The 26,787-nt window shown below is 55.7% G+C and carries 21 protein-coding genes and 1 CRISPR repeat array; of the genes, 17 read left to right on the forward strand and 4 right to left on the reverse strand.

The window, feature by feature from the left end:
* Positions 1 to 29 precede the first annotated feature (29 nt).
* The 5 genes from LF95_RS11925 to LF95_RS11945 all read left to right on the forward strand — a co-directional run bounded on the left by LF95_RS11925 (position 30) and on the right by LF95_RS11945 (position 5,220).
* The gene (locus tag LF95_RS11925; RefSeq protein ID WP_073956223.1) at positions 30 to 494 is read left to right on the forward strand and encodes an Lrp/AsnC family transcriptional regulator; all 465 of its coding nucleotides are present in this window, start codon (positions 30 to 32) and stop codon (positions 492 to 494) included.
* Positions 495 to 692: 198 nt separating this feature from the next.
* Positions 693 to 2,870 carry a potassium/proton antiporter gene (locus LF95_RS11930; protein WP_083607657.1) on the forward strand — a complete coding sequence of 726 codons (2,178 nt, stop codon included), beginning with the start codon at positions 693 to 695 and terminating at the stop codon, positions 2,868 to 2,870.
* A 108-nt stretch (positions 2,871 to 2,978) separates the two neighbouring features.
* Entirely contained in the window at positions 2,979 to 3,971 is a 993-nt protein-coding gene (locus LF95_RS11935) for a DMT family transporter (protein WP_083607765.1), read from the forward strand.
* A gap of 32 nt (positions 3,972 to 4,003) precedes the next feature.
* Complete coding sequence (locus LF95_RS11940) at positions 4,004 to 4,507, forward strand: DinB family protein (RefSeq protein WP_073955346.1); 504 nt, start codon at positions 4,004 to 4,006, stop codon at positions 4,505 to 4,507.
* Positions 4,504 to 5,220 (forward strand): LysE family translocator, encoded by a 717-nt coding sequence (locus LF95_RS11945; RefSeq protein WP_073955347.1) that lies wholly within the window; start codon positions 4,504 to 4,506, stop codon positions 5,218 to 5,220. Before LF95_RS11940 ends, LF95_RS11945 begins: the two co-directional genes overlap by 4 nt.
* Positions 5,221 to 5,241: 21 nt before the next feature.
* Here LF95_RS11945 and LF95_RS11950 read toward each other — a convergent pair whose 3' ends face one another.
* The 3 genes from LF95_RS11950 to LF95_RS11960 all read right to left on the reverse strand — a co-directional run bounded on the left by LF95_RS11950 (position 5,242) and on the right by LF95_RS11960 (position 8,194).
* Positions 5,242 to 6,483, reverse strand: a complete 1,242-nt coding sequence (locus LF95_RS11950) for a cation:proton antiporter (RefSeq protein WP_073955348.1) — start codon at positions 6,481 to 6,483, stop codon at positions 5,242 to 5,244.
* A gap of 23 nt (positions 6,484 to 6,506) precedes the next feature.
* A complete protein-coding gene (hisN, locus tag LF95_RS11955) occupies positions 6,507 to 7,289 on the reverse strand; it encodes a histidinol-phosphatase (RefSeq protein ID WP_083607658.1) in 783 nt (260 codons plus the stop codon).
* 101 nt (positions 7,290 to 7,390) lie between these two features.
* The gene (locus LF95_RS11960) at positions 7,391 to 8,194 is read right to left on the reverse strand and encodes a c-type cytochrome (protein WP_083607766.1); all 804 of its coding nucleotides are present in this window, start codon (positions 8,192 to 8,194) and stop codon (positions 7,391 to 7,393) included.
* Between the two features lie 340 nt (positions 8,195 to 8,534).
* Between LF95_RS11960 and LF95_RS11965 the strand changes: the two genes are divergently transcribed.
* A complete protein-coding gene (locus tag LF95_RS11965; protein WP_073955351.1) occupies positions 8,535 to 9,281 on the forward strand; it encodes a 3-deoxy-manno-octulosonate cytidylyltransferase in 747 nt (248 codons plus the stop codon).
* 191 nt (positions 9,282 to 9,472) lie between these two features.
* Positions 9,473 to 10,333: a prephenate dehydratase gene (locus LF95_RS11970; RefSeq protein WP_073955352.1), complete on the forward strand. Its 861-nt coding sequence runs from the start codon at positions 9,473 to 9,475 to the stop codon at positions 10,331 to 10,333.
* A 91-nt stretch (positions 10,334 to 10,424) separates the two neighbouring features.
* Here LF95_RS11970 and LF95_RS11975 read toward each other — a convergent pair whose 3' ends face one another.
* Entirely contained in the window at positions 10,425 to 12,095 is a 1,671-nt protein-coding gene (locus tag LF95_RS11975) for a methyl-accepting chemotaxis protein (protein ID WP_073955353.1), read from the reverse strand.
* Positions 12,096 to 12,497: 402 nt separating this feature from the next.
* Here LF95_RS11975 and LF95_RS11980 point away from each other — a divergent pair, with 402 nt between their 5' ends.
* The 10 genes from LF95_RS11980 (at position 12,498) to LF95_RS12025 (ending at position 26,748) form a co-directional block, all read left to right on the forward strand.
* Positions 12,498 to 14,330 carry a DEAD/DEAH box helicase gene (locus tag LF95_RS11980; protein ID WP_073955354.1) on the forward strand — a complete coding sequence of 611 codons (1,833 nt, stop codon included), beginning with the start codon at positions 12,498 to 12,500 and terminating at the stop codon, positions 14,328 to 14,330.
* Positions 14,331 to 14,535: 205 nt separating this feature from the next.
* Positions 14,536 to 18,243: a type VI-A CRISPR-associated RNA-guided ribonuclease Cas13a gene (gene cas13a / locus LF95_RS11985; protein WP_073955355.1), complete on the forward strand. Its 3,708-nt coding sequence runs from the start codon at positions 14,536 to 14,538 to the stop codon at positions 18,241 to 18,243.
* A 51-nt stretch (positions 18,244 to 18,294) separates the two neighbouring features.
* Positions 18,295 to 18,660: direct repeats of the CRISPR family, unit length 36 nt; unit sequence GTCGACGTTCATCCCCAAATTGAGGGGAACTACACC.
* A gap of 170 nt (positions 18,661 to 18,830) precedes the next feature.
* A complete protein-coding gene (locus LF95_RS11990) occupies positions 18,831 to 19,682 on the forward strand; it encodes a substrate-binding periplasmic protein (RefSeq protein WP_143182023.1) in 852 nt (283 codons plus the stop codon).
* A 336-nt stretch (positions 19,683 to 20,018) separates the two neighbouring features.
* Entirely contained in the window at positions 20,019 to 21,050 is a 1,032-nt protein-coding gene (locus LF95_RS11995; protein ID WP_073955356.1) for a DctP family TRAP transporter solute-binding subunit, read from the forward strand.
* Positions 21,051 to 21,207: 157 nt separating this feature from the next.
* The gene (locus LF95_RS12000; protein WP_252509747.1) at positions 21,208 to 21,795 is read left to right on the forward strand and encodes a TRAP transporter small permease; all 588 of its coding nucleotides are present in this window, start codon (positions 21,208 to 21,210) and stop codon (positions 21,793 to 21,795) included.
* Positions 21,792 to 23,087 (forward strand): TRAP transporter large permease, encoded by a 1,296-nt coding sequence (locus LF95_RS12005; protein ID WP_073955357.1) that lies wholly within the window; start codon positions 21,792 to 21,794, stop codon positions 23,085 to 23,087. Before LF95_RS12000 ends, LF95_RS12005 begins: the two co-directional genes overlap by 4 nt.
* Before the next feature lie 158 nt (positions 23,088 to 23,245).
* Entirely contained in the window at positions 23,246 to 23,653 is a 408-nt protein-coding gene (locus tag LF95_RS12010; protein ID WP_073955358.1) for a hypothetical protein, read from the forward strand.
* A gap of 130 nt (positions 23,654 to 23,783) precedes the next feature.
* Positions 23,784 to 24,248: a PaaI family thioesterase gene (locus LF95_RS12015; protein WP_073955359.1), complete on the forward strand. Its 465-nt coding sequence runs from the start codon at positions 23,784 to 23,786 to the stop codon at positions 24,246 to 24,248.
* An 88-nt stretch (positions 24,249 to 24,336) separates the two neighbouring features.
* Positions 24,337 to 25,509 carry an isovaleryl-CoA dehydrogenase gene (locus tag LF95_RS12020; protein WP_073955360.1) on the forward strand — a complete coding sequence of 391 codons (1,173 nt, stop codon included), beginning with the start codon at positions 24,337 to 24,339 and terminating at the stop codon, positions 25,507 to 25,509.
* 54 nt (positions 25,510 to 25,563) lie between these two features.
* On the forward strand, positions 25,564 to 26,748 hold the full coding sequence (locus tag LF95_RS12025; RefSeq protein WP_073955361.1) for an acetyl-CoA C-acyltransferase: 1,185 nt from the start codon (positions 25,564 to 25,566) through the stop codon (positions 26,746 to 26,748).
* Positions 26,749 to 26,787 lie beyond the last annotated feature (39 nt).

Genomic DNA, 26,787 nt, shown 5'->3' on the forward strand with positions numbered 1-26,787 from the left:
AGGCGGAAGACCTTAAAACGGGGGGTATAATGGACGCGATTGACGCGAAGCTTTTGGATATTTTGCAGGAAGATGCCTCGCAATCCTATGCGGTACTGGGGGGCAAGGTCGGGTTGTCGGTTTCGGCGGTGAATGATCGGGTGCGCAAATTGCGCGATCAGGGCATCATTCGCGCCTATCGTATTGATATTGATCCGCAGGCGGTGGGGCGGTCCTTGATGGCGATGGTGTGGTTGCGGTCCGACCCGGCCAAGGGCAACCGCAAAATGATCAAATCGCTGATCAAGGCCGACGAAGTGATGGAATGCCATCATATGACAGGCCGGTTTGATTTCCTGTTGAAATTGCGATTGCGCGATACCGCCCATCTGGAAAGTTTTGTCACCGACGTGATCAAGGAACTTCCCGGTATTGTTGAAGTTTTGCCAGAAATTGCCCTGTCTACGGCCAAGGAAACGGCATTTATTCCGGCGCAAACCGCGTCTGACTCGTGATCCGGATTATTTACAGCCCCCCGGCGGGGCATAGGGTGATGGGCATGAAGATGGATGATTTCCGTAAGACGATGATAATTTTGCCGTAATTTTCCGTTTTGAATGCCTCTCATGTGATACAAGCCTGCGGACAGGTCTTTTGGGGCCTGTCTGCAAATGATGGCACGAAATCTGGTGAAGAAATAAAGGAGCCTGCCCATGATTGAATCGATGAATCTGGTGATCCTGATTGCATCGGTTCTGGTTGTGGTGGCCGTTTTCACCAGTCTGATCAGCTTTCGTGTCGGTGCACCATTGTTGTTGGTGTTTTTGGTGGTCGGCCTTGCTGCGGGCGAGGACGGTATTGGCGGTATCAAGTTTGATAACGCCCCGCTGGCCTATTTCATTGGCAGTATCGCACTGGCCCTTATTCTGTTTGACAGCGGATTTGAAACCCAGGTCCGGGCCCTAAGGATTGCGGCTGCCCCGGCGCTGACACTGGCGACTTTCGGGGTGTTGATGACCACCGGCGTGGTGGGTGTGGCGGCACATCTATTACTTGATGTGCCGTGGCTGGTTGGCTTGTTATTTGGGGCGATTGTCAGTTCAACCGATGCGGCGGCGGTGTTTTTCCTGCTGCGGGTGGGGGGCATCAATTTACGTGATCGAACCCGCTCCACGCTGGAAGTTGAATCGGGCAGCAACGACCCGATGGCCGTGTTTCTGACGATTACTCTGGTCGAACTGATTGTGCAGGGGACGGGCGACAGCCTTGCGGCCGAACTTGCCGAACGGTTTGTTTTCCAAATCGGTCTTGGCTCCGTTCTGGGGCTGTTGGGCGGTATCCTGATTGTTCAGGGCATAAACCGCATCAAACTGGAACCCGGTTTGGTACCGATCATTGTGCTGGCCTGTGCGCTGACCCTGTTTGGGGCCACCAGTATGCTGGGCGGCAGTGGGTTTCTGGCGGTGTATGTTGCCGGTCTTTATGCCGGGAACAGCAAAATGCGCATGAGTGCCAGTGTCCGGCGGTTTCAGCATGTCACGACCTGGCTGGCGCAAATTGCCATGTTTGTGACACTGGGCCTGCTGGCAACGCCGTCCGAATTTGGCAACGTCTTGATACCGGGCTTTTTGTTGGCACTTATTCTGGTCTTTGTTGCCCGGCCAATTGCCATTTGGCTGTGTTTGCTGTTGTTCAATTTCTCGCGCAATGACACCGCCTTTATTTCCTGGGTGGGGTTGCGCGGTGCGGTTTCCATTTTGCTGGCGATTGTGCCGATGGTCGAGGGGGTGGAGCAGGGGCAGCTTCTGTTTAACACCGCCTTTATTGTCGTGATCACTTCGCTGTTGCTTCAGGGCTGGACGATCAAGCCGATTGCCCGCTGGCTGGGCATTATTGTGCCGCCGCGCCGGGGGCCAGTGGACAGGATCGATCTGGAACTGCCCGGCAGTGCCAACCAGGAAGTGGTGGTTTACCGCATTCATCCCGATAGTGCGGTGGCCGCTGGGCACCGTATCCCGCGCTGGGCGCGTCCCTCGCTGATATTGCGGGATGGCAAATCGCTGCGCCCGCATAATGCGGGTCGTTTGCAGGGGGATGACCAGATTTATATTTTCACATCCCCGCAATATGTCGAACTGCTCGACCAGTTTTTTGCCGGACCGGCCGAAGGGGCCAATGACCGCGATATTTTTGGCGATTTCAGCTTCCCGCCCGATACCCGCATTGTTGATGTGGGTCGGCTTTATGGCTTTCCGGTATCGCCAGGCGATGGTGATCTGACATTGGCGGAATTGCTGGAACGCGAACTTTCCGGTGATATCGAACCTGCCGACCGTGTTGTTTATGGTCCGGTTGAACTGATTGTGCGCAGGATTGATGATGCACATGGCATTCGCGAGGTGGGCATGTCGGTGGAATTGAACCCGGAAAAAAATCGCCATTTGCCGCTGTTCCATTCCCGGACCGAATTGTTGGCCCTGTGGCGTCTCAGCCGTCGGAAACGCCTGCGCCGTAAGTTGCGGGCCAGACTGTCAAATCGGCGCAAGAAAATGTCGGGTCTTGAACCGGCCGATATGAAAACCGCTGCTAAGGCTGCAGCCGAAACCGATGCGTTTGAACTTGGCGATGCCGACCCGATGCCAGTGCCGGTAACTGAAGCCGACCTTGATGAGACGTTGCCTGACGGGGATAAGTCGTGCGACGTCGTGCCTGGGCATGTTGACAAGGAAAACACGGCACAGGAAACCCCGGATCATAAGACCAGCGGGGAGAAGGCGGTTTCGCCTGATGCCCGCGAACCGGCGGATTCTGATACCAAAAAGGCAGCGGGTGACGAAACCAAAGAAACCCCGAAGCGCGTTGAGCACACGGACAGCAAAGAAAAGCAATGATGTGATCTATCATTAGTTCATCTAATGAATAGATCAAATATCATGGTTTGAGAAACAGCCTGGAATGATCGTAAATACCCGGCATTACACCTGCATGGGAGCATGATCATGGGGCCGATTGGTTTATATGCCGCTGTTGTCCTGATCTGGGGCAGTACCTGGATTGCGATTAAATACCAGCTGTCGGTTTCGCCGGAACTGGCGGTGGCGTATCGCTTTGTTTTGGCAGCGATATTGCTGCTGGTTTATTGTGCCCTGCGTAAATTGCCCATGCGTTATTCCCGCCGGGACCATGTTTTTATGGCGGTGATGGGCCTGTGCCTGTTTTCCCTGAATTATGTGTTTCTTTATATCGCCGAGGGCGAGCTTACCTCCGGGCTGATTGCGGTGATTTTTTCGGCCATCGTGATCATGAATATGATTAATGGCATGATCTTTTTCAAACGCCGCCCGGAAATGCGCACCGTGATCGGTGCGATGATTGGCCTGGGCGGAATTTGCGTTATTTTTGCCCCGGATCTTGCCCGGTTTGACCTTTCTGGCGGGGCGGGATATGCGCTCGTGCTCTCGCTGCTGGCCTGTTATGTGGCGTCCCTGGGCAATATGATTTCGGCCCGTAACCAGGCGCGCGGCATTCCGGTGATGCAGGCCAATGCCTATGGCATGATGTATGGGGCGCTGTTTCTGGTGGTGTATGTTCTGGCAAGCGGGCAGCCCATTGTCTTTGATACCAGCCCGTCCTTTGTGATTGCGCTGGTGTATCTGGCGGTTTTTGGCTCCATCCTTGCCTTTGGATTTTATCTGACCCTTTTGGGCCGCATTGGTGCGGATCGCGCGGCATACAGTTCCGTGATGTTTCCGGTTGTCGCCCTGACCATTTCCACCTTCGTCGAAGGTTTTGTCTGGCAGGACAGCATTATTTTTGGCGTTGCGTTGACCCTGCTGGGAAATATCGTGATCCTGAGCGGTCGTCGCAAAACCGCCCAAATACCCGCCACCCCGACGGAACAGGAGGCACAGCATATACAAGAGCAGGACTTGCCAGTGCCATCGGTACCGGCAATGTTGGGGGTGCGTCCATGCAGGGAGGATGTGGTGTGAAGGATCATGCGTGACCGGGGAAGGGAAAAGAAATGAACGCTGCCTATTTTCAAATGTTGGCCCGCTATAACCAATGGGCCAATAACCATGTGCTTGCGGCCTGTCAAACCCTTGAACAGGTTGACCTGGATGCCCCGCGCGAGGCCTTTTTTCCGTCAATCACCAAAACACTGAACCATCTTTTGGTTGCCGATACGTTATGGGTGGCGCGCTTGCGCGGAGAGGTTTTGAACCGGGCGCTAGATGATGTGCCCTGGCCGTTATTTGAGGACTATAAAGCCGCCCGCCTTGCCTGCGATCAGGACCTTATCGCGCTGGTTGATGGCCTGAGTGATGCGGATTTGAGCAAAACCATTGCCTATAAAACGGTTGCCGGGACGCCTTACGAGACATCCTGTCATATCATTCTGGGGCATGTCTTTAATCATCAGACCCACCATCGTGGTCAGGTGCATAGCCAATTGATGTCGGCCGGGTGCCCGTCGCTTGAAATTGATCTGATCTACTACGCTTTGGCGCAGGGATACTTAAAATGATCGATTTGTTAACGGCATATGGGCCGTTTTTGCTCGCTGCACTTTTGCTTAATATTGCACCTGGGCCCGACCTTGCCTTTGTTTCGGCCCAGGCGGCGGCTTATGGACGTAAAACGGGCGTTATGGCCAGTTTGGGCGTGTGTTCCGGGGCATTTGTGCATGTGGTTTTTGCTGCCATTGGTCTTTCCGCCATTCTCATGACCTCGGCCCTGGCCTTTGCCATCGTCAAATGGGTTGGGGTGGCTTATTTGGCGTGGTTGGGATGGACAACCCTGTATGGGACCTTCTGCACATCAAAACAAACGGTCGATGGTGCCACACCCGGCCTGCTTGCTGGCGATGCAGAACAGGATGTGGCTGAACCCGTGATCAAGGGCCGTCACGCGCCCGATGCGTTTCATGCCTGGCGGCGCGGTGTGTTAATTGATGTATTTAATCCCAAGGTCGCGCTGTTTTTTATGGCGTTCCTGCCGCAATTTGTCGATCCGGCCCTTGGGCATCAAACGCTGCAGTTTTTGGCATTGGGCACGATTGTTAATCTGATTGGTTTCATCGTTGAAACATGTGTCGTGCTGGTGGTGGCAATGGCGGCCAATCGGCTCCGGCAGTATTTTTCAAAGGCCTCTAGTGCCGGAAAATGGCTGCATCGTGCTCTGGGGGCGATGTTCCTGGCACTGGGAGCGCGATTGGCCCTTAGCGAACGGGGCGTTTAGAGTTTCCCTCCATGACGGCTTTCACGGGCGCCCGGTTTCGACCGGGCGTTTTCTTTTGCTGTATTGTGCCAATGCAGCAGAAAGCGGGCTGGCGCTGATGCCATGTGCGATCACGCTAACAGTCACAATCAGGGCGACACAGGCCACCAGTGCCTCGTACCCGGCAATGCCTAGCATTGTCACCATGATCAAAAGATAAATGATCGAGGCAATGCCGCGCGGCCCGAACCAGCCGATAAACAGTTTTTCTGCCAGGCTGTAGGGTGATCCGATCATGCACAGCCACACACAGGCCGGGCGCAGCACCAGCAGGCTAAGTCCGGAGAATATCGCCATTTCCACAGTCCAAAGCTCGTAAACCGAGGGCAAAATCAGCAGGCCAAAGACAAAGAATGTCAGCATGGTCAGCAATTCGGCCTCGGCCTCGCCAAAACTCTCAATCACATCGGCAACTTTGGAACTGGCAATATTGAGTGCGAGGCCACCGAAAAAAGCCGCGACAAAGCCATTGCCGCCGGCCTTTTCGGCGAGCAAAAAAATCAGCAGGGCCGATAGGACACCAAACAGGCGTTCAAAACGGTCAATCATCAGATTGCGGGCAACGGCATGGTTCACCAGTATCCCCAGAAGCGCGCCGCATAGCCCGCCAACCCCGGCACCCAGCAGAATTTCCAACAGGGCTTCGGTGATCCAGCCATTGGTGGTTTCTCCGGTCAGGGCTGCTTCGATGGCCAGGGCCGTGGTGAAAACCGGCAAAACCAGCCCGTCATTCAACCCGCTTTCGATATTGATGCCCTGGCGCACCGGCGAGGAAATATGCCGGTTTTCCAATACCGGGCGGCTCAGGGCTGCATCGGTGGGCGAGACCATCAGGGACACCAGCAGGGCGGGGACAAGCCCGAAACCCGGTGCAATGCCATAATAGGCGGCCATCCATGTTGCCAACACGGTTAAAGGCAGGCCAACTACCAACAGGCGCGTTGCCACCCGCACGGCCGGGCGTTCCTTGCGGTAATCCAGAATGGCGGCATCAAGAAACAGGATAATCGCCAGGGTCAGTTCGGAAAAGACCCGGGCGAAATGGAAATTGTCCTTTAGCGGTTCAAGCGGCGGCTGCTGCCAAAGACCCAGCGGAAGCGCGATAATTGCTCCGGCCATGACCATCATCATCGGCGAGGAGATATTGAATTTTTGCATCCGCCGCGACCAAAGGCCATAAACCAGCCCCGATGCAACAAATAAAATGGCAATCCATTCCAGCATGGCCGCCGCCCTTTATGATAGCCTTATGGCAATGTGTTACGGGTGATGGCAACAACCTCTTCAAGGCAGGTGCGGTCTCCCGTGGCAATGACACAGCCATCACTTTCCATTGACAGGGCATTGCCGCGCCAGTCGCACATTGCCCCGCCAGCCCCTTCGACAACCGGTACAAGGGCGCAAAAATCATAGGCTTGCATATTGGCCTCCACCACGACGTCGGCCAGGCCCAGCGCAGTCAGGCCATAGGCATAGGCATCCACGCCATACATCGGCTGGCGGCACTGGTTACGAAGGGCATCATAGGCAGCAATTTGCGGGCCGCGAAATAGTTCCGGCGCGGTGGTAAAGAATATCGCCTGATTCAGGGTCGGGCAGGGCCGGGTTGTGATCGGATTGCCGTTCAGGGTGGTTTTTTTACCTTCCACACCGACCCAGCGTTCGTCGGTAATGGCCTGGTCAATAATGCCCAGCACCGGTTTTCCCTTGTGGCAGAGCGCAATCAGCGTGGCAAAGCTGGGTTTGCCAACAATAAAGGATTTGGTGCCATCAATCGGGTCCAAAACCCAGACATAGTCGGCATCGGTGTTTTCCCGGCCATGTTCCTCGCCGAGAATACCGTGATCGGGGCATTCCCGGGCCAGAATGGCGCGCATGGTGGTTTCCACCTCGCGATCCGCGATGGTGACGGGGCTGGCATCGGCTTTGACATCCACCGCAACCGATGTGCGGTAATAGTGGCGGACAACCGGGCGTGCGGCATCGGCAAGGCGATGGGCAATGTCGAGAAAGGCGTCATATTGGGTCAAGATGGGCTCCCGTGCTTGGCGAAGAATTGCTTTATGCCATAAAAAAGCAGGGGACGGAAAACCGTCCCCTGCAAAATTTTTCCACCACTGGTGCGACCGGTTTACTGGTTGGCAGCCGGGGCTTCTTCGGTGGCAGGTGCCGGGTTGTCATTTGTGGCACCTTCTTCCTGTGTCGGCCCCTCTGCCGGGGCAGCGGCATCACCCGTTGCCTCACCTGCAGCTTCACCAGCGGCGTCGCTGGCAGGTGCTGCGCCTTCGCTTGCGGCGGCATCTCCGGTACCTTCAGCGCCCTCTGTTGCCGGGGCTTCACCGGTTTCGCCGGCAGCCTTGTCGCCGCCTTCTTCGGCGGCAATTTCATCGGCGGTCGGGGCCGGCAGCGGGTTATCGGACATGTTATTGAGATAGGCAATCACGTCGGCCCGGTCAGATGGCTTTTTCAAACCGGCAAACGACATTTTGGTGCCGGGAATGTAATCCTTCGGGGCATACAGGAAATGGTTCAGTTCGGTATAGCCCCAGTTGCCACCATGATTGGCAACCGCATCGGAATAGCTGAAATCGTCCTTGTGGGCGACAACATTGCCAACGATGCCATAGAGGTTCGGACCCACCTTGTTGGGGCCGCCTTTGCTTGCATCGTGGCACGAGCCGCATTTTTTGAACACTTTTTCCCCGGCGGCAATATCGGCACTGCCCAGCATCGCCAGGATGGGTTCCGGCCCGGCCGGTTTTTCGGGTGCGGCAGGCGCGTCGGCCTTTGCCGTCAGGTCATCCGAAAAAGGATAAACCGGCTTATCAAGTTCCTTGGGGTGGACAAGGACGCTGCCGATTTTGCCAACGACCACGACCAAAAGCACAGCAACGATAATTCCGGCGACGATCTTGTTGATTTCCATCGTTTTCATGGCGGGATCCCGTAACAGCCAATATAATTTGCAGGTGTTTTTCTTGTGACGCGGCTGACCCATGCGTCCCTGACGCCCCCACACAAATACGCATGCGACAACAGGTCAGACTGCTGATCGGAAACTATACGTTTCATGGTTTTTCATCAACCTTTCTTCACAATCGATGCAAAACTTGCCAAAAAATGGCGGTTCACATCGGATTCCGGCGTTTGAGATTTGTCCGAAACCGGTTATTGTCGCGTCGTTTCAAATGCTTCCGGGCAAAAATTTCTCGCGTCTGCGTTGAATTATTCTAAACTGGAAGCCCCGTCATTTCCGGATCGGAGACCCCCAATCTATGTCCGCGCCTCGCAATCCCGTTGTTGTCATTCCGGCCCGTATGGCTTCCACCCGTTTGCCCGACAAACCGCTGGCTGATATTCACGGTGAACCCATGATCGTGCATGTTTGGCGGCGCGCGGTTGAGGCCGAAATCGGCCCGGTGATTGTGGCCTGTGCGGAACCCGAAATTGCCAGTGCGGTTGAAAAGGCCGGCGGCATTGCCGTTCTGACCGATCCTGATTTGCCGTCAGGCTCTGACCGGGTGCATCAGGCGCTGGCAAGTTTTGATCCCAACAAAAAACACGATGCCGTGGTCAATGTGCAGGGCGACCTGCCAACCATTGACGCCGCCGACATCCGCGCGGTGTTTAACCCGCTATCCGACCCGGCAGTGGATATTGCGACCCTGGCAGCGGTGATCCGCCGTGATGCCGAACGCAACAATCCCAATGTGGTCAAGGCGGTGGCGGCATTTGGCAATTTGCGTGTGGCCCGTGCCCTGTATTTTACCCGCGCAACCGCGCCATATGGCGATGGGCCGCTTTATCATCACATCGGGCTTTATACCTATCGCCGTGCGGCATTGGACCGGTTTGTCAGCCTGCCGCCCGCCGAGTTGGAAATGCGCGAAAAGCTGGAGCAATTGCGCGCCCTTGAAAACGGTATGGTGATTGCCGTGGCCCTGGTGGATGGCGTGCCCCTGGGCGTGGATACCGCCGAGGATCTGGAACGCGCCCGCGAAATTCTGGCGGGACGCGGATAACGGCATCGCTTTTTTGCTTTTTGCCTTTGGTTTTTTGGCAAAGGATACAGGCCCGGTTGACATGCCGGGCCTTGCTTTTTGGGAAGGTTTCTCGCCATAAACGAAATCCTGCCCCAAGTGGCGGGCATGCCCATCAGGGCAAAAGAGGAATGACAGGGGCCACTGGCCCGGATTTAACAGGAATGAAGTCGATGACCAACCAAATGCGAATTGCTTTTCAAGGGATGCACGGTGCCTATTCCGATCAGGCGGCACGGCGTGCTTTTCCGGGCGCGGTAACAGTACCCTGCCGGACCTTTGAAGGCGCATTTGGGGCCTTGCGTGATGGTGAAGTCGATTTGGCGGTGATTCCCATCGACAATACCCTGGCCGGACGCGTGGCCGATGTGCATCATTTGTTGCCCGATTCGGGCGTGCATATTATTGGCGAAACCTTTTTGCGCATCAACCATGCGCTGCTGGGTGTGAAAGGCACGCAAATTTCCGATATTCGCGAAATTCGCAGCCATGTGCATGCCCTGGGCCAATGCCGCAAAATTCGCAAGGAGCTTGGCGTTCCCGCCATTGTCGGTTCCGATACTGCAGGCTGCGCCAAGGAAGTCGCCGATCTGGGCGATAAGGGCATTGCCGCCATTGCCCCGCTGCTGGCGGCTGAAATTTATGGCCTTGATGTATTGCGCACCGAAGTCGAAGACGCCGCGCACAACACCACACGCTTTATTATTCTCTCGCGCGAAGCCAAAACCGCGCCCAACGATGGCAGCCCGGTTGTGACCAGTTTTGTTTTCCGGGTGCGCAACGTTGCCGCCGCCCTGTATAAGGCGCTGGGTGGTTTTGCCACCAATGGCATCAACATGACCAAGCTTGAAAGCTACATGGTGGAAGGCCATTTCACCGCCACCCAGTTCTTTGCCGAGGTGGAAGCCCACCCTGACCAGCTTGGCCTGCGCCATGCCTTGGAGGAATTGCAGTTCTTTTCCCACGAGGTAAGGATTCTGGGGGTGTATCCCGCCCATCCGTTCCGCCGTGAAAATGTCCTGCCTGCCGAATGAATACCCCCTATTCAAAAATGAAACGGGCCGCCAGAACATCTCTGGCAGCCCGTTTTGTTTTTGTTGTAAGGCTTGTGCGATCAGGTGACTGTCAGGCATCGGCCTGATTGTTCAAATCACGGGCAAACCGGCCAATGACTTTGGCGAGTTCGGCTGATCGTTGTGACAGTTCATGCGCGGCAGCCTTGATTTTTTCGGCATCCCCGGTGGTGCTTTGCGCATCCTGCATGGTTTTGTCCGATGTATCGGAAATCTGTTTTACGCCGCTGGCGCTGCGATGGGCATTTCCGGCAATTTCGCTGGTGGCAACACCCTGTTCCTCAATCGCGCTGGCAATGGTTGTCGAAACCTCGCGCAGGATGCCAATGGTTTCGGAAACCCGGCCAATGCCGGTGACTGCGCGGCTGGTGCCATCCACCACCGAACTGATCTGGCTGGCAATTTCGTCGGTGGCACGCGCGGTTTGGGTGGCAAGGTTTTTCACCTCGCTGGCGACCACGGCAAACCCTTTGCCCGCATCGCCCGCCCGGGCGGCCTCGATGGTGGCATTCAGGGCCAGAAGGTTGGTTTGCCCGGCAATATCGTTAATCAGATTAACGATTTCCTGAATCTTGTCGACCGACTGCGACAGCCCGCCCACATCCTGGCGGGCATTGTTGCTTTCTTCGGTGGCCTGGATCACAGTTTTTGCCATTTGGTCAATCTGGCTGCTGATTTCCCGGATCGAGGAAGAAAGCTCCTCGGTTGCTGCCGCAACGGCATCAACATTGGCCGAAACATCCCCCGCCGTATTGGCAACTTCGCGGCTGTGCGTGAGGATGCCATTGGCGCTATGGGTCATATTTTCCGATAGTTTCAGCGATTGATTGGCCGAATTATCCACAGCATGGGCAATCGAGCCCACTTCCTGCTCAAGCTTGTGGGCGATGTCGCGAATATGGCTGCGGCGTTCTTCTTCGGCGCGCTGTTTTTGTTTAACGGCTTCAGCCTCAAGCTTTTTGGCCGAGGCGGATGTATCGCGCAGCGACAGCACACCAGCGGCCATGTCGGCAATTTCAATGAACCGCGACTCGGTTTCTACCTCGGCATCGTAATTGCCAGCGGCAATGGTGCGGATATTTTGGTTTAGCGATACGATGCTGCGCCCGATCCGGGTGCTGACAATCCAGGACAGTGACCCGGCAACCACAATTGCCAGGGCCGAAATCAGGCCCAGCCGCCACAGGATGGCATGGAATTCGTTTGCAACATCATCCATATAGACACCGGTGCCCAGCGCCCAGCCCCATTGGGGAACGGGGCGGACATAGGCGGCCTTTTCAATCAGGCGGTCACCTTCGCCAGGCTTTTTGGTGTCATAGGTAATCACCCCGCCACCGGCCTTGGCGGTGCTGACAATCATCTGCCGCACCTTGCTGTCGGGTTTGCATTTGCCTTCGTCTTCCGGGCTTAGCGGGTCCAGCACCATGCAATGGTTGAAATCGGAAATATAAAGATAGTTGTCAGATGCAAATCTGTATTCGCGCAGCAAGGCCAGGACTTCTGCCTTGGCCGTTGCCTCGTCCATTTCACCGCTTTTCGCCTTGTTGACATATTGGTCAATAATCTTGACCGCACCCTCTGTCAGGTGGCTGATTTCATTGTATTTTTCGTTGCGGATGGAGTTTTGGTAATTAAATGCAACGGTGATCACAATGGCGATAAGTGTGACCAGGCAGATGGCCGGGATTGCAAAGATGCCCGTCAAAACGCGAAAACGCATGGATGTGCCTCTGAATCTACTTCCGGATAGGAATGGTGGATCAGGATAGATTAAACTCTGGCTGGAAGTATTATAGTTCCTTTAAATCCCGTTTGTCCGCTGTAAAATTATATGTCCGCTTTTGCCGCATGGCTGCCCGGCGTCCAGATAATTTGACAATGGGTCAACATACCTGTATCAACCGGGCATTCCTTCGCTTGTAGGGCAGATCGTGCTGTCAGGAACTTTGTAGATAGGCGGGGGCGGGCGTGACGTGATGACGTCATAGCCTCATCATTGCCTACTCATGCAGGGTCCGTGACCGCGATATTTCGCCGGGCACCGGAAAGCTTGCGTTCGGGCGGGCTTTTATTTTCAGGCGCGAACATGGCGCCAACGGTGATTTGAAGGACTTTACCTTTTATGACGAATTTTGAAGGGCTCAACCTGATCGAGCCTCTGCTGCGCAATGTCGAAGCATCCGGTTTTACCGCGCCGACTGAAATCCAGTCTGCAACCATTCCCGCTTTGCTGGAAGGCAAAGACCTGATGGGGATTTCCCAGACGGGTGGTGGTAAAACGGCGGCTTTCTGCCTGCCGTTGCTGCAGCGTCTTGCTGAAAATCCCAAACGTCCGGCACCGGGTCAGCCCCGCGCCCTTATTCTGGCGCCGACCCGCGAGTTGGCCAACCAGATCGGCCAGTGCCTGCGTGATTTCAAAAAAGGCATCCGCCTGTTTTCCTCGGTTGTTTTTGGTGGCGCGCCGATGGGCCCGCAGATCCAGGAACTGCGTCGCGGCTGTGATATTCTGGTGGCAACACCGGGCCGCCTGCTTGACCATATGGCACGTAACACCGTCCGTTTTGACGATGTTGAAGTCTTCGTTCTTGATGAAGCCGACCGTATGCTCGATATGGGCTTCTCCGAAGATGTGCTGACGGTGGCGGAATTGCTGCCGTACAAACATCAGACCGTGATGTTCTCGGCCACCATGCCTGATGCCGTGCGCCATTTGACCGACCGTCTGTTGAAAGACCCGGTCAAGGTTCAGACCGCACCGCAGGCGAGTGTGACCGAACGTGTGACCCAGCGTGGCATGTTTGTGAGCCGTCAGAACAAAACCGCGCTTTTATTGCAGCTTTTGCAGCGCGAAGGCAGCGACCGGGTTCTGGTATTTACCAAAACCAAACTCGATGCCGACGAACTGGCCTTCCAGCTTCAGGATGCCGGTGTGCAGTCTGACGCCATTCATGGCGACAAACAGCAGCGCATCCGTCAGAAAATTCTGCGCAATTTCCGCGATGGCCGTTTCCCGGTTCTGGTGGCAACCGATGTTGCGGCCCGTGGTATCGACGTTCCGGGCATTTCGCATGTCGTGAACTATGACCTGCCGACCGACCCGGAAAACTATGTGCACCGTATTGGCCGTACCGGCCGTGGCGGGGCGGATGGTATTGCGATTTCGTTCTGCGAACCGCGTGATGTCCGTCATCTGCGTAATATCGAACGTGTTATCCGTCAGGATGTCAGCATCGACGAAGATCACGAATTCCATGTTGCGCCGCCTGCGGGTCGTCGTGCGGGTGGCGGTGGCCGGGATGACCGCAATGGTGGTCGTGGCCGGGGCCGTGGCGGTTTTGCCGGTGGTCGTGGTGACAGCCGTGGTGATGGTCGTGGCGAAGGTCGCGGTCGTGGTGGTTTCGGCGGTGGCCGGGGCGGCAATGGCGGCGGTTTTGGGGGTCGCAGTGAAGGCGATGCCGGTCGTCGTTTTGCCCGCCGGGATGATGCCTTTGTTGCCAATGATCGTGGTGATCGTTCTGACCGTGGCGATCGCGGGGACCGTCCTGAATTTGCCGCGCGCAAGCCGCGTTTTGACGGCGAAGATCGTGGCGGTTTTGCGGGTCGTCCGAATCGCGAACGTTTCAACCGCGATGACCGCGATGGTGCTTCGGCACCGCGTGGCGACCGTCCGAACCGGGGGGATCGCAATGACCGTGCGGACCGCGCAGATCGCGGCGACCGTCCGGCGCAGTTCCGTGCGCGCAACGACCGTAATGATCGCGGCACCGAACGCGCCCCGCGCGAAGAACGCGGTGGTGAACGCCGTTTTGCCGGCAAGCCGCGCGATGCGGGCCGTACCGAAGGTTTCAAATTCCGCGAAGGCGGCGAAGCCCGTGGCAAACGCGATTTTGGCGACCGTGCGCGCAACCAGGGCGGCCGTACCGGCCAGCAGGGGCTGAAGCGCCGTTCGGCCTAAGGCCATCGCGCTTAAACTGATTTAAAAACGGGCGGCAGGCTTTTGCTTTGCCGCCCGTTTTCTTTGTGGTCCAGGGCGTAATTGACCGGCTGTTTTCCTTTCAGCCTGTACCAACCAAAAATAGTGTCAAACCACATGACACTCCCGTCCCCGTTCTTCATAATCGCAGGAAATTTGAAATATTTCCGGTCGATTGGGGGGATACATGCGGATCATAAAGCCTTATGGGCGCAGCCATGTTGAGGGTGTTGCCACACAAGAGCCGCGCAGAAAATTGAGGCTTAATAGCAGCCCCGATATATCGCGCGATATTCCCGGTTTTGCCCAATCCCACGATGCCCTGATCATCGCGCAATGGATTTCGGCCATCGACAAAATCGCCACCAAACCGAAGCCCGATAAAAAACCAACCCAAGCCCAAATAAATTTGCGTACCACATTGGGGGACGCCGCCTGGCAGCATGTGATGGCGGAAAACCTGTTACCGGCGGCAACAGATCCGGCCATCAGGGAAAAGCTGCATCTGATCTGGCAATCCAAAATTGCCCCCTGGGGAACGGCCCGGCCACAGGCGGAAAAAGATGGCAAACCGACCCCCAAAGGGGGCTGGTATGAACGGTTTTGCGGGGTATTAAGCCCGGAGGCGATTACCCAAAATGTTGCCCGGCAAATTGCCAAAGACATTTATGATCATTTGCATGTTGCCGCCAAACGCAAGGGGCGTGAACCCGCCAAACAGGGTGAAAGCAGCAATAAACCGGGAAAATTCAAACCGGACCGCAAACGGGGCCTGATCGAGGAACGGGCAGAAAGCATTGCCAAAAATGCCCTTCGGCCTGGCAGTCATGCGCCGTGCCCGTGGGGGCCGGATGATCAGGCCACATATGAACAGGCGGGTGATGTGGCGGGGCAAATTTATGCCGCCGCCCGTGATTGTCTTGAGGAAAAAAAACGCCGTTCCGGGAACCGCAACACATCATCGGTGCAATATTTGCCGCGCGATCTGGCGGCAAAAATTCTTTATGCGCAATATGGCCGGGTGTTTGGCCCCGACACGACAATTAAAGCCGCGCTTGATGAACAACCAAGTCTGTTCGCCCTGCATAAGGCCATCAAGGACTGTTATCACCGCCTCATTAATGATGCCCGCAAGCGCGATATTTTGCGCATTCTGCCGCGCAATATGGCAGCCCTGTTTCGGCTGGTCCGGGCGCAATATGATAATCGCGACATCAACGCCCTGATCCGTCTGGGCAAGGTGATCCATTATCATGCGAGTGAACAGGGCAAGAGTGAACATCATGGCATCAGGGATTACTGGCCGTCGCAGCAGGACATTCAAAACAGCCGGTTTTGGGGCAGTGACGGGCAGGCGGACATTAAACGGCACGAAGCCTTTTCCCGCATCTGGCGGCATATCATCGCCCTTGCCAGCCGCACCCTGCATGACTGGGCCGATCCGCACAGCCAAAAATTCTCCGGTGAAAATGACGACATTTTGCTGCTGGCAAAAGATGCAATTGAGGATGATGTTTTTAAGGCCGGTCATTACGAGCGAAAATGCGATGTGCTGTTTGGGGCACAGGCCAGCCTGTTTTGTGGCGCGGAGGATTTTGAAAAAGCCATCCTGAAACAGGCCATAACCGGCACGGGTAATTTGCGCAATGCCACCTTTCATTTTAAGGGCAAGGTACGATTTGAAAAGGAATTGCAGGAACTTACCAAGGATGTGCCCGTTGAGGTGCAATCGGCCATCGCGGCCTTGTGGCAGAAGGACGCGGAAGGCCGCACCCGGCAAATTGCCGAAACACTTCAAGCGGTGCTGGCCGGGCATTTTTTAACCGAAGAGCAAAACCGGCATATTTTTGCCGCGCTAACGGCTGCAATGGCACAGCCCGGCGATGTGCCCCTGCCACGTTTGCGCCGGGTGCTGGCCCGGCATGACAGTATTTGCCAACGGGGCCGCATCCTGCCGCTGTCACCCTGCCCGGACCGTGCCAAGCTGGAGGAATCCCCGGCGCTGACCTGCCAGTATACGGTGTTAAAAATGCTTTATGACGGGCCGTTTCGGGCCTGGCTGGCGCAGCAAAACAGCACGATTCTGAACCACTATATCGACAGCACCATTGCCCGCACTGACAAAGCCGCCCGGGACATGAATGGCCGAAAGCTGGCACAGGCGGAAAAAGACCTGATCACTTCCCGCGCGGCAGATTTACCGCGTTTGTCGGTTGACGAGAAGATGGGTGATTTTCTGGCGCGGTTAACTGCCGCCACGGCGACCGAAATGCGCGTGCAGCGTGGGTATCAGTCCGATGGGGAAAATGCCCAAAAACAGGCCGCCTTCATCGGGCAGTTTGAATGTGATGTGATAGGCCGTGCTTTTGCCGATTTTCTGAACCAGAGCGGCTTTGATTTTGTGCTGAAATTAAAGGCCGATACGCCACAACCCGACGCCGCACAATGTGACGTGACCGCACTGATTGCGCCAGACGATATTTCGGTATCACCCCCACAGGCTTGGCAGCAGGTGTTGTATTTTATTTTGCATCTGGTGCCGGTGGATGATGCCAGCCACCTGTTGCATCAAATTCGCAAATGGCAGGTGCTGGAGGGCAAAGAAAAACCCGCACAAATCGCACATGATGTGCAGTCTGTCCTGATGCTGTATCTCGATATGCACGATGCCAAATTTACCGGCGGTGCGGCCCTGCACGGGATTGAAAAATTTGCCGAATTTTTCGCCCACGCGGCCGATTTCCGGGCGGTTTTCCCACCGCAATCCTTGCAGGATCAGGACCGCAGCATTCCCCGGCGGGGTTTGCGCGAAATAGTGCGCTTTGGGCATTTGCCATTATTGCAGCATATGTCGGGCACTGTGCAAATTACCCATGATAATGTGGTGGCGTGGCAAGCCGCCCGCACGGCTGGTGCAACCGGGATGTCCCCCATCGCGCGGAGGCAAAAACAGCGCGAAGAGCTTCATGCGCTTGCGGTGGAAAGAACAGCCCGCTTCAGGAATGCGGATTTGCAAAATTATATGCACGCGCTTGTTGATGTCATCAAACATCGCCAGCTTTCGGCCCAGGTCACATTAAGCGATCAGGTGCGCCTGCACCGTTTGATGATGGGGGTTTTGGGCCGGCTGGTGGATTATGCCGGTTTGTGGGAACGCGACCTTTATTTTGTGGTATTGGCGCTGTTGTATCATCACGGGGCCACGCCCGATGATGTGTTTAAGGGGCAGGGCAAAAAAAATCTGGCCGATGGTCAGGTCGTTGCGGCCCTAAAACCCAAAAACAGGAAGGCCGCTGCGCCGGTTGGTGTGTTTGACGATCTTGATCATTACGGCATCTATCAGGATGACAGGCAAAGTATCCGCAACGGCCTTTCGCATTTCAACATGTTGCGCGGGGGCAAAGCGCCCGATCTTTCCCACTGGGTTAATCAAACCCGCAGCCTTGTCGCCCATGACCGGAAACTGAAAAACGCTGTGGCAAAATCGGTGATCGAAATGCTGGCCCGCGAGGGGTTTGACTTGGATTGGGGCATTCAAACCGATCGCGGCCAGCATATTTTAAGCCACGGTAAAATCCGCACGCGGCAGGCACAGCATTTTCAAAAATCCCGCCTTCATATCGTAAAGAAATCGGCCAAGCCGGACAAAAATGATACAGTCAAAATTCGCGAAAACCTGCATGGTGATGCGATGGTCGAACGGGTTGTGCAGTTGTTTGCGGCTCAGGTGCAAAAGCGATATGATATTACGGTGGAAAAACGGCTGGATCATTTGTTCCTGAAACCACAGGATCAGAAGGGGAAAAACGGAATACACACGCATAACGGGTGGTCAAAAACGGAGAAAAAACGACGCCCAAGCCGTGAAAACAGGAAGGGAAATCATGAAAACTGACTCAAAATTTTCCGATAAAGCATTGAGATATATCTGGAATTAGGGGTTCCTGTCGACGTTCATCCCCAAATTGAGGGGAACTACACCAGACCTTTTGAATGTAATAGACGGTGCAAAGTCGACGTTCATCCCCAAATTGAGGGGAACTACACCACCGCGCCGATGTTTATTACCCTTACGATGGTCGACGTTCATCCCCAAATTGAGGGGAACTACACCCAAAATGTTTTTCGCCACGATCCTTGGCATGTCGACGTTCATCCCCAAATTGAGGGGAACTACACCCAAGGACATTCGCTTGAGGACTGAGATCGTGTCGACGTTCATCCCCAAATTGAGGGGAACTACACCTTCGTCATCGAACATGTGTATCCCCTAAAGGTCGACGTTCATCCCCAAATTGAGGGGATGAAGCGGCGGTTGCCGGTTTGAATTTAACAGTTCGGTAAGTGTGTTTTGGTTTTGTCAGGTTGCATGATATAGTGTTGCCTGCAATCCGGGATCGGATTACCGTTTTATCGTGGCAGGGGATTGGGCTGCTACATCACCCGTCTGGCACGCGGGCATTCAGGGAGCGGGGGATCAGCATGGTCTCTGGCGTTTATGGTGCAGGCACTGTTCGACACGCATTTGCCCTGATGGTCGGGGCAGTGTCGCTATTGCTGTTGCTGTTAGGGACAGTCGGGCTGGTTTTTGTGCCCGCACGGGCCCATGCGGATGAATGCAGCACCCTTTTGGTCTCGGGAAACCCGGATTACCCGCCTTATTTATGGCCTGATCCCGCCAATCCGGCGGAATTGATTGGCGCGAATGCCGAATTTATCAAAATGGTGGGTCGGGAAATTGGCGTTAAGATGCAGGTGCGCCATGAAGGGCCGTGGGGCCGGGTGCAGGAGGAGGTGCGCCGGGGTAATATCGATATGATTGCCGGGGCGTTTTTTACGCCCGCCCGTGAACATTATATGGATTATTTACGGCCCGCCTTTCAGGGCACGCAAACGCGCATTTGGACCCTGGATACCTTTCCGCGCAAAATTCACAACTGGCAGGGCTTACTGGGCCTGGATGGCGTGACGGTGATCCATAACAGTTTTGGCCCGGCGTTTGACAATTTCGCTGATCAAAACCTGGAACTTCAGGAAATTCCTTCCCTGTCGCAAAGTTTGCGCCTGTTGACCCTGGGCCGTGCCGATTACCTGATTTACGAGGATTTCCCCGTTACCGCCTTTCTGGCCCGCAACAATATCACCGGCATTATGGCCCATCCCGTCGAGATCAGTGCCGAGGATCTTTTTATCACATTGTCGCGCAATTCCCCCTGCAACACGCCGGAAATGCGGGTGCGCCTGTCCTCGGCCATTCGCAAACTGGTGGAGGACGGGGTGATGAAACGTCTTTTGGCGGGCAATATCGATTTGTGGGGCGGGTTGGTAAATTAACCCCGTTTGATCATCCTGCGCTTGGCGGCAACGCTGTATGTGCGGCGGAGAGGATGGGCCTTGCGGCTAATTCTTTTTGCCCTGATCATGTCGCTTTGGCGATTTTTCCTTTAATTACAGTAACTTGATGATCGCCTTTGCAATGTGCTGCCGTGTGGGGGCAGGCAGGGGGATTTTTGCGGGCGAAACTTTGGACAGGGGTTTTGCCGCCTTTCCCGGATCGATTGGGGCAAAATTGTGCCTTTGGAGTTGTTTTGATAACAGATTCGATATTAACTGCGGCCATTAACGGAATTAAGTTACCCAATAAAACACGTTCTGGGAGGAACGAAACCGATGAAATTTTTTAAATGCCTGCCCGCCCTGGTGATGGGCGCGGCACTGGCCCTGACGGGCACGGCCCATACGGCCCACGCGGCGGACTATAAAAGCGAATATAAAGTTTCGACCGTTCTGGGCAAACCGTTCCCGTGGGGGGAAGCGGCCGGGAAATGGGCCGAACTGGTGGCCGAACGCACCGATGGCCGCATTAACCTGAAGGTTTATCCCAATGCACAGCTGGTTGCGGGCGACCAGACCAAGGAATTCACCGCCATGCGCCAGGGCATTATTGATATGGCGGTCGGCTCGACCATTAACTGGTCGCCGCAGGTCAAGGAACTGAACCTGTTTTCACTGCCATTTCTGATGCCCGATTTTGCCTCGATGGATGCCCTGACCCAGGGGCCGGTCGGCGAAAAGATTTTTGATGCCATCCGCAAGCAGGGGATCGAGCCGATTGGCTGGGCCGAAAACGGTTTTCGCGAAGTCACCAATTCCAAACATCCGATCACCTCGCCTGCCGATCTGGATGGTTTGAAAATGCGTGTGGTCGGATCGCCGCTTTATAACGATATTTTCACCGCCCTTGGCGCCAACCCGACGCAAATGAGCTGGGCTGATGCCAAGCCGGCGCTGACCACGGGGGCGGTTGACGGTCAGGAAAACCCGCTGACGGTGTATGACGTGGCCCAGATGGAAACGGCCGGTCAGACCTATATCACGCTCTGGCATTATGTTGCTGACCCGCTGATTTTTGCCGTGAACAAGCGCGTTTGGGGCTCGTTTAGTGACGAGGACAAGGCGATTGTCAAACAGGCCGCCGATGATGCCGGGGCCTATGGCATTGCGCTGGCCCGCAAAGGCATGACCGATGATGACCAGTCGCTGATCAAGGCGCTGGAAGCCCGTGGAGCCAAGATCACCACCTTAACCCCGGAACAGCGCCAGAAATTTGTGGATGCCACCCGGGACGTTTACAACAAATGGAAAGAACGCATCGGCCCGGATTTGGTGGATATGGCTGAAAAATCCATTGCCAACCGTTAATGCCAACCGTTAAGGCAGCCGCGTTTTTGACTGTCTGATTTTCCGGTCCTCACAGTACCCCGACAGTACCCTGCCGGTGCTGCTGGTGATGTGGGGGCCGGTTTCCTTTCTTTATATTCCCGCCTGTTTGTTATGCTGTGTTTGAAAGGTCCCGACCGTGTCGGATCGTGACGGAATCCCCATTGAATTTGATGCCGAACCGCATGGTTCCCCCTCATCCGAACCGGGTACGCAAAAGCCCAAAGCCCCGTGGCTCAGGATCGAGGAAGCGATTGCCGCCCTGGCAATGGGCCTGATCTGCCTGATCAGTCTGGCCAATGTGGTGGTGCGGTATCTGACCGATGTGTCCTTTGCCTTTACCGAGGAATTTTCGGTGTTTTTGCTGGTGGTGATGACACTGGTGGGTGCATCCATTGCCTTTGCCCGCAATGAACATATCCGCATCACGTTTTTCCTGGAGCGGTTTCCGCGTCCGCTGCGCATTGTCGTCGAACTGCTGATTTTGGCGATCACGACAATGCTGTTTGCCATGATCATGTATTACGGCGCGACCTTTACCTTCGATGAATATCAGTATGGCGAAATCTCGGCCGGGCTGGGTTATCCCAGCTGGATCTATTCGATCTGGCTGCCGCTGCTTTCGCTCGTCATTCTGTTTCGCGTGATCGAACATGCCTGGCGTTTGGCCCGCTCGCGCCGGGCGGGTAATGCAGGCACCCCCCCGCAGGATGGAGGGGCGAAATGACCCCCAGTCTTGCGCTGCTGGCATCCTTTGCCGTTTTGCTGTTTATGGGCGCCCCCATTGCGGTTGCCCTGGGTTTTGCCGGGGTGGTGGGCATTTATCTGGGGCTTGATGTCTATGCCCTGGCAACGGTGGGCACCAATACCTATAACGGCATTGCCAAATATCCGCTGATTGCCATTCCCCTGTTTATCCTGACCGGTATGATTTTCGAGCGATCGGGCGTTGCCAGGGGGCTGGTGGAATTTGCTGGTGCCCTGGTGGGGCCACGGCGCGGCGGGCTGGCGGTTGTTGCCGTGCTGGTCTGCATGATGATGGGCGGCATGTCCGGCTCTGGTCCGGCGGATGCGGCAGCCGTGGCAATGGTAATGATCCCGTCGATGATGAAGGCCGGTTATCCGCGCGAATTTTCCGCCAGTGTGATTGCTGCCGGGGCCTCGACCGCGATTTTGATCCCGCCCTCGGTCGCATTGATCATTTATTCGATCATCGTGCCGGGTGTGGACCTGCGCGCCCTGTTTGCAGGCGGCATCATTCCCGGTTTGCTGGCTGGTTTGGCAATTATCATTCCGGTCGTGCTGCTCTCGCGCAAGCATGATTTTGGCGCGCTGGAAACCCGCAGCCAGTCCGCGCTGTTGCCTGCTTTCATGCACGCCTTGCCGGGGCTTTTGGCCCCCGTGATCATTCTGGGCGGTTTGCGTTCCGGCCTGTTCACCCCGACCGAGGCCGCCGTGGTCGCCGTGGCCTATGGCCTGTTGATTGGCATGTTTGTCTATCGCACCATTCGCCTGCGCGATTTGTATCAGTTGTTTGTCGATTCCGCCGTAACCTCAGGCGTGATCATGCTGATCATTACCCTGGCCGGTATTTTTGCCTGGGCCGGGATGACGCTGGGCACGTTTGATATGGTGGCAAATGCCATTTTGGGCCTCTCAACCAACGAACATGTTGTGCTGGCCCTGATCATGGTGGTGCTGCTTCTGGCCGGAATGGTGCTCGATGGGGTGTCGATTTATCTGATCATGCTGCCCATCCTGATGCCGATCATGCAGGAATTTGGCTGGAGCACGGTGTGGTTTGGTGTGGTCATGGCGATGAATATCGCGATTGGCCAGTTCACCCCGCCCGTCGCGGTGAATTTGATGGTGACAACCCGCATCGCCGGTGTGCCGCTGGAAAAATCGGTGAGCTGGAGCTTGTGGCTGGTCCTGTCAATGGCGATTGCCATGACCCTGGTGATCATGTTCCCCGCCCTTGTCACCTGGCTGCCCGACCTTTTGGGCTATCGGACCTGACAGGTACCGCCACACGCTGCATTGTAGGTTATCGGGCGGAGAACTGCTTTTCAGGCGGTTTTCCGCCCGGTCCTGTTTTAACGCGGTGAAAACATTTAAGATGGAACGTTAATTGGGCGGTCTTAAAGACGTCGTAAGGAACTTTCTGGTGAGGTCACATGAGCAAGCGTTCCGCCAAGATTCTGTTTTGGGTTTATGTTGCGCTGACCGTGTTCAGTGTCCTGTTTGTCAGTCTTTGGGGCTATGAAGGTGGTACCGGGGAGGCAACTGTCATTGAAAATATTTATTATCTTATCAGCGACGGCTTGTTATTTGCCGCAATTTTTGACTACGCTTATAGCTGTAAGTGGTTCGGCGAGAAGATGGTTATTGTGATTATGGTCAATACCATTGTGTCGGGCATTTATAGCGTACTTTCCCTTCTTGTGCCGGACTACGCGATTTTGTCCTCGTTTGATGTCGGCTCCCTGATTTTCATTTATGTCGTGGCTGACGGCCTTGCCCTGGTGTGCATGAACAGCCTGCGCAAGGAAGCGCGTTTGCGGAACACCCCCAAACACGGGTAATCCAGGGCTTTTCATGGGCTTCGTCCTGAAACGCGGATTAATTCGGTAAGCCTGTGCGGATTTAATTTGACGTTAACGTAAACGTTAACTACAAAGGAGTCCGTTCCAGACCCCAGCAGGCAGGCCCGTCATGACCGCGTTTGAACCGCTTAATCCTGATTATGATGCCGAAGTGCGCCGTCGTTTTGCCCAGCAGCCCTATAATCTCTCATTGGGGGCATCGGTGGACAAGGTTGCGCCCGGCCGGGTGGAAATTGTCATGCCCGCGCGGGCTGATCTGGTGCAGCATAATGGCTATTTTCACGGCGGGGCGATTGCCGGGCTGGCCGATATTGCCGGGGGTTTTGCCGGATGGAGCCTGGTTGCCGCCGACCAGGGCATGCTGACGGTGGAATATAAGCTCAATATCGTGGCACCGGGACTTGGCGAACAATTGCGCGCCGTGGGCGAGGTGGTGTCGCGCGGGCGGTCCATTATCGTGACAAGGATTGATGTTTTTGGCGAGGCCGACGGGCAGGCCAGCTTATGCACAACCGCCTTGCAAACCCTGAAAGTCATGCGTTTGCCACCGGAGCTTTTGGCCGGGACGGCATAGAATGACCGGCTTCTGGCCGGACCAAAACAGGGCGTGGCAACGGCCCGCCTTTCATGAATGATAATCGATCAAGGGCAGGAATATTGTTATGGCATTTGTTGAATTTCCCGGTTTGAGATTTGATCTTGGCGAGACCGCCGAAGCCATTCGCGAAACGGTGTCGGCCTTTGCCGAAGCCGAAATCGCCCCGCGTGCGGCCGAGATTGACGCAAAAAATGAATTTCCCAGCGACCTTTGGCGCAAGTTTGGCGAGCTTGGGCTGCTCGGCATGACGGTGCCGGAGGACGATGGCGGCACCGGCCTTGGCTATCTCGAACATGTGGTGGCGATGGAAGAAATCAGCCGCGCCTCGGCCTCGGTCGCGCTGTCTTACGGGGCGCATTCCAATTTGTGTGTTAATCAGATCCGCCGTAATGCCAGTGCAGAGCAAAAGGCCCGCTACCTGCCGAAATTGATCAGCGGGGAGCATATCGGTGCCCTTGCCATGAGCGAACCCGGTGCTGGCTCCGACGTGGTGTCGATGAAATTGCGGGCGGAAAAAAAGGGCGATCATTATATCCTGAATGGTAATAAAATGTGGATCACCAACGGCCCGGATGCCGATACCCTGGTGGTTTATGCCAAAACCGATGCGTCCGCCGGGCCCAAAGGCATTACCGCCTTTATCATTGAAAAGGGCTTCAAGGGTTTTTCAACCGCGCAAAAACTCGACAAACTGGGGATGCGCGGGTCCAATACCTGCGAGCTGGTGTTTCAGGATTGCGAAGTGCCCGAGGAAAATGTGCTGGGCCATTTGAATGGCGGCGTGCGCGTGTTGATGAGCGGCCTTGATTACGAACGTGCCGTGCTGGCCGCTGGCCCCACCGGCATCATGCGGGCCTGCATGGATGTGGTGGTACCCTATATTCACGAGCGTAAACAGTTTGGTCAGGCGATTGGCGAATTTCAGCTAATGCAGGGCAAAATGGCCGATATGTACACCACCATGAATGCCTGCCGCGCCTATGTATACGAGGTTGCCAAGGCCTGTGATCGCGGTGAAACATCGCGCAAGGATGCCGCCGGCGTGATTTTATATGCCGCCGAAAAGGCCACCTGGATGGCGCTGGAAGCCATCCAGACCCTCGGCGGTAACGGCTATATCAACGAATATCCGACGGGCCGGTTGCTGCGTGATGCCAAACTTTATGAAATCGGTGCGGGCACCAGCGAAATTCGCCGCATGCTGATTGGCCGCGAGCTTTTTGGTGAAACGGCATAAGTGCCAGTGATAATCCGCCTTATATGTAATTTTTCCGGATAAAGGGGCTAAGTGATGACTACTGATTCCATCGTGATTGTTTCCTGCGCGCGCACCCCGATGGGGGGATTGCTGGGCGATTTTGCAAGCCTGACGGCAACCGAACTGGGCGGTGTTGCCATCAAGGCCGCCCTGGAACGCGGCAAGGTTGCCGCCGATGATATTGATGAAGTGATTATGGGCAATGTGCTGCCTGCAGGCCAGGGGCAGGCTCCTGCCCGACAGGCGGCGTGGAATGCTGGTATTCCCCGGGCTGCTGGTGCCACCACGATTAACAAAATGTGCGGGTCGGGCATGAAGGCGGCGATGCTGACCCATGATTTGTTGCTGGCGGGCAGTGCCACGGCAATGGTGGTGGGCGGTATGGAAAGCATGACCAATGCGCCCTTCCTGCTGCCCAACATGCGCGGCGGCAACAAATATGGTCATTCGCAGGTCTATGACCATATGGCGCTGGATGGGTTGGAAGATGCCTATGAAAAGGGCCGTTCGATGGGCACCTTTGCCGAAAGTACCGCCGATAAATATGGTTTTACCCGCGAGGCCCAGGATGACTATGCCATTGCATCCCTGACCCGTGCAAAGGAGGCCATTACATCCGGCCAGTTTGCCGATGAAATTACCCCGGTAACGGTTTCAACCCGCAAGGGCGATGTGGTGATTGATACCGACGAACAACCGCCCAAGGCCAGCCCGGAAAAGATTCCGACTTTGCGGCCCGCCTTTCGCAAGGATGGCACGGTGACGGCGGCGCATTCGGCCTCGATCTCGGACGGGGCGGCGGCTTTGGTGATGATGCGCGAAAGCGAGGCAGAAAAACGCGGCCTTAAACCGCTGGCGCGTGTGCGGGCCCATGCCACCCATTCGCAGGAACCCTGCTGGTTTACCACAGCACCGATTGATGCCATTCGCAAGGTTCTGGCGAAAACCGGCTGGGATGCGCAGGATGTTGATTTATGGGAAATCAACGAGGCCTTTGCCGTGGTGGCAATGGCGACGATGCACGATTTGGGCCTTGATCATGGCAAGGTCAATGTCAATGGCGGGGCCTGTGCGCTGGGCCATCCGATTGGTGCGACGGGTGCGCGGTTGCTGGTTACATTGATCCATGCGCTTAAGGCGCGCGGCGGGCGCAAAGGTGTTGCCTCGCTATGTATTGGCGGCGGGGAAGCAACCGCAATGGCGCTGGAGTTGATCTAGTCAGGCGGGGGCAATTCTGGAAACTGTCTTTTGAGGGTA

The organism is Thalassospira sp. TSL5-1 (genome assembly GCF_001907695.1).
GTDB lineage: Bacteria > Pseudomonadota > Alphaproteobacteria > Rhodospirillales > Thalassospiraceae > Thalassospira.

What these genes read in the sequence shown, in the direction of transcription:
- LF95_RS11925 (WP_073956223.1), top strand. Translation starts at nt 30, where the DNA reads ATGGACGCGATTGACGCGAAGCTTTTGGATATTTTGCAGGAAGATGCC.
- LF95_RS11930 (WP_083607657.1), top strand. Translation starts at nt 693, where the DNA reads ATGATTGAATCGATGAATCTGGTGATCCTGATTGCATCGGTTCTGGTT.
- LF95_RS11935 (WP_083607765.1), top strand. Translation starts at nt 2,979, where the DNA reads ATGGGGCCGATTGGTTTATATGCCGCTGTTGTCCTGATCTGGGGCAGT.
- LF95_RS11940 (WP_073955346.1), top strand. Translation starts at nt 4,004, where the DNA reads ATGAACGCTGCCTATTTTCAAATGTTGGCCCGCTATAACCAATGGGCC.
- LF95_RS11945 (WP_073955347.1), top strand. Translation starts at nt 4,504, where the DNA reads ATGATCGATTTGTTAACGGCATATGGGCCGTTTTTGCTCGCTGCACTT.
- LF95_RS11950 (WP_073955348.1), bottom strand. Translation starts at nt 6,483, where the DNA reads ATGCTGGAATGGATTGCCATTTTATTTGTTGCATCGGGGCTGGTTTAT.
- LF95_RS11960 (WP_083607766.1), bottom strand. Translation starts at nt 8,194, where the DNA reads ATGAAAACGATGGAAATCAACAAGATCGTCGCCGGAATTATCGTTGCT.
- LF95_RS11965 (WP_073955351.1), top strand. Translation starts at nt 8,535, where the DNA reads ATGTCCGCGCCTCGCAATCCCGTTGTTGTCATTCCGGCCCGTATGGCT.
- LF95_RS11970 (WP_073955352.1), top strand. Translation starts at nt 9,473, where the DNA reads ATGACCAACCAAATGCGAATTGCTTTTCAAGGGATGCACGGTGCCTAT.
- LF95_RS11975 (WP_073955353.1), bottom strand. Translation starts at nt 12,095, where the DNA reads ATGCGTTTTCGCGTTTTGACGGGCATCTTTGCAATCCCGGCCATCTGC.
- LF95_RS11980 (WP_073955354.1), top strand. Translation starts at nt 12,498, where the DNA reads ATGACGAATTTTGAAGGGCTCAACCTGATCGAGCCTCTGCTGCGCAAT.
- cas13a (WP_073955355.1), top strand. Translation starts at nt 14,536, where the DNA reads ATGCGGATCATAAAGCCTTATGGGCGCAGCCATGTTGAGGGTGTTGCC.
- LF95_RS11990 (WP_143182023.1), top strand. Translation starts at nt 18,831, where the DNA reads ATGGTCTCTGGCGTTTATGGTGCAGGCACTGTTCGACACGCATTTGCC.
- LF95_RS11995 (WP_073955356.1), top strand. Translation starts at nt 20,019, where the DNA reads ATGAAATTTTTTAAATGCCTGCCCGCCCTGGTGATGGGCGCGGCACTG.
- LF95_RS12005 (WP_073955357.1), top strand. Translation starts at nt 21,792, where the DNA reads ATGACCCCCAGTCTTGCGCTGCTGGCATCCTTTGCCGTTTTGCTGTTT.
- LF95_RS12010 (WP_073955358.1), top strand. Translation starts at nt 23,246, where the DNA reads ATGAGCAAGCGTTCCGCCAAGATTCTGTTTTGGGTTTATGTTGCGCTG.
- LF95_RS12015 (WP_073955359.1), top strand. Translation starts at nt 23,784, where the DNA reads ATGACCGCGTTTGAACCGCTTAATCCTGATTATGATGCCGAAGTGCGC.
- LF95_RS12020 (WP_073955360.1), top strand. Translation starts at nt 24,337, where the DNA reads ATGGCATTTGTTGAATTTCCCGGTTTGAGATTTGATCTTGGCGAGACC.
- LF95_RS12025 (WP_073955361.1), top strand. Translation starts at nt 25,564, where the DNA reads ATGACTACTGATTCCATCGTGATTGTTTCCTGCGCGCGCACCCCGATG.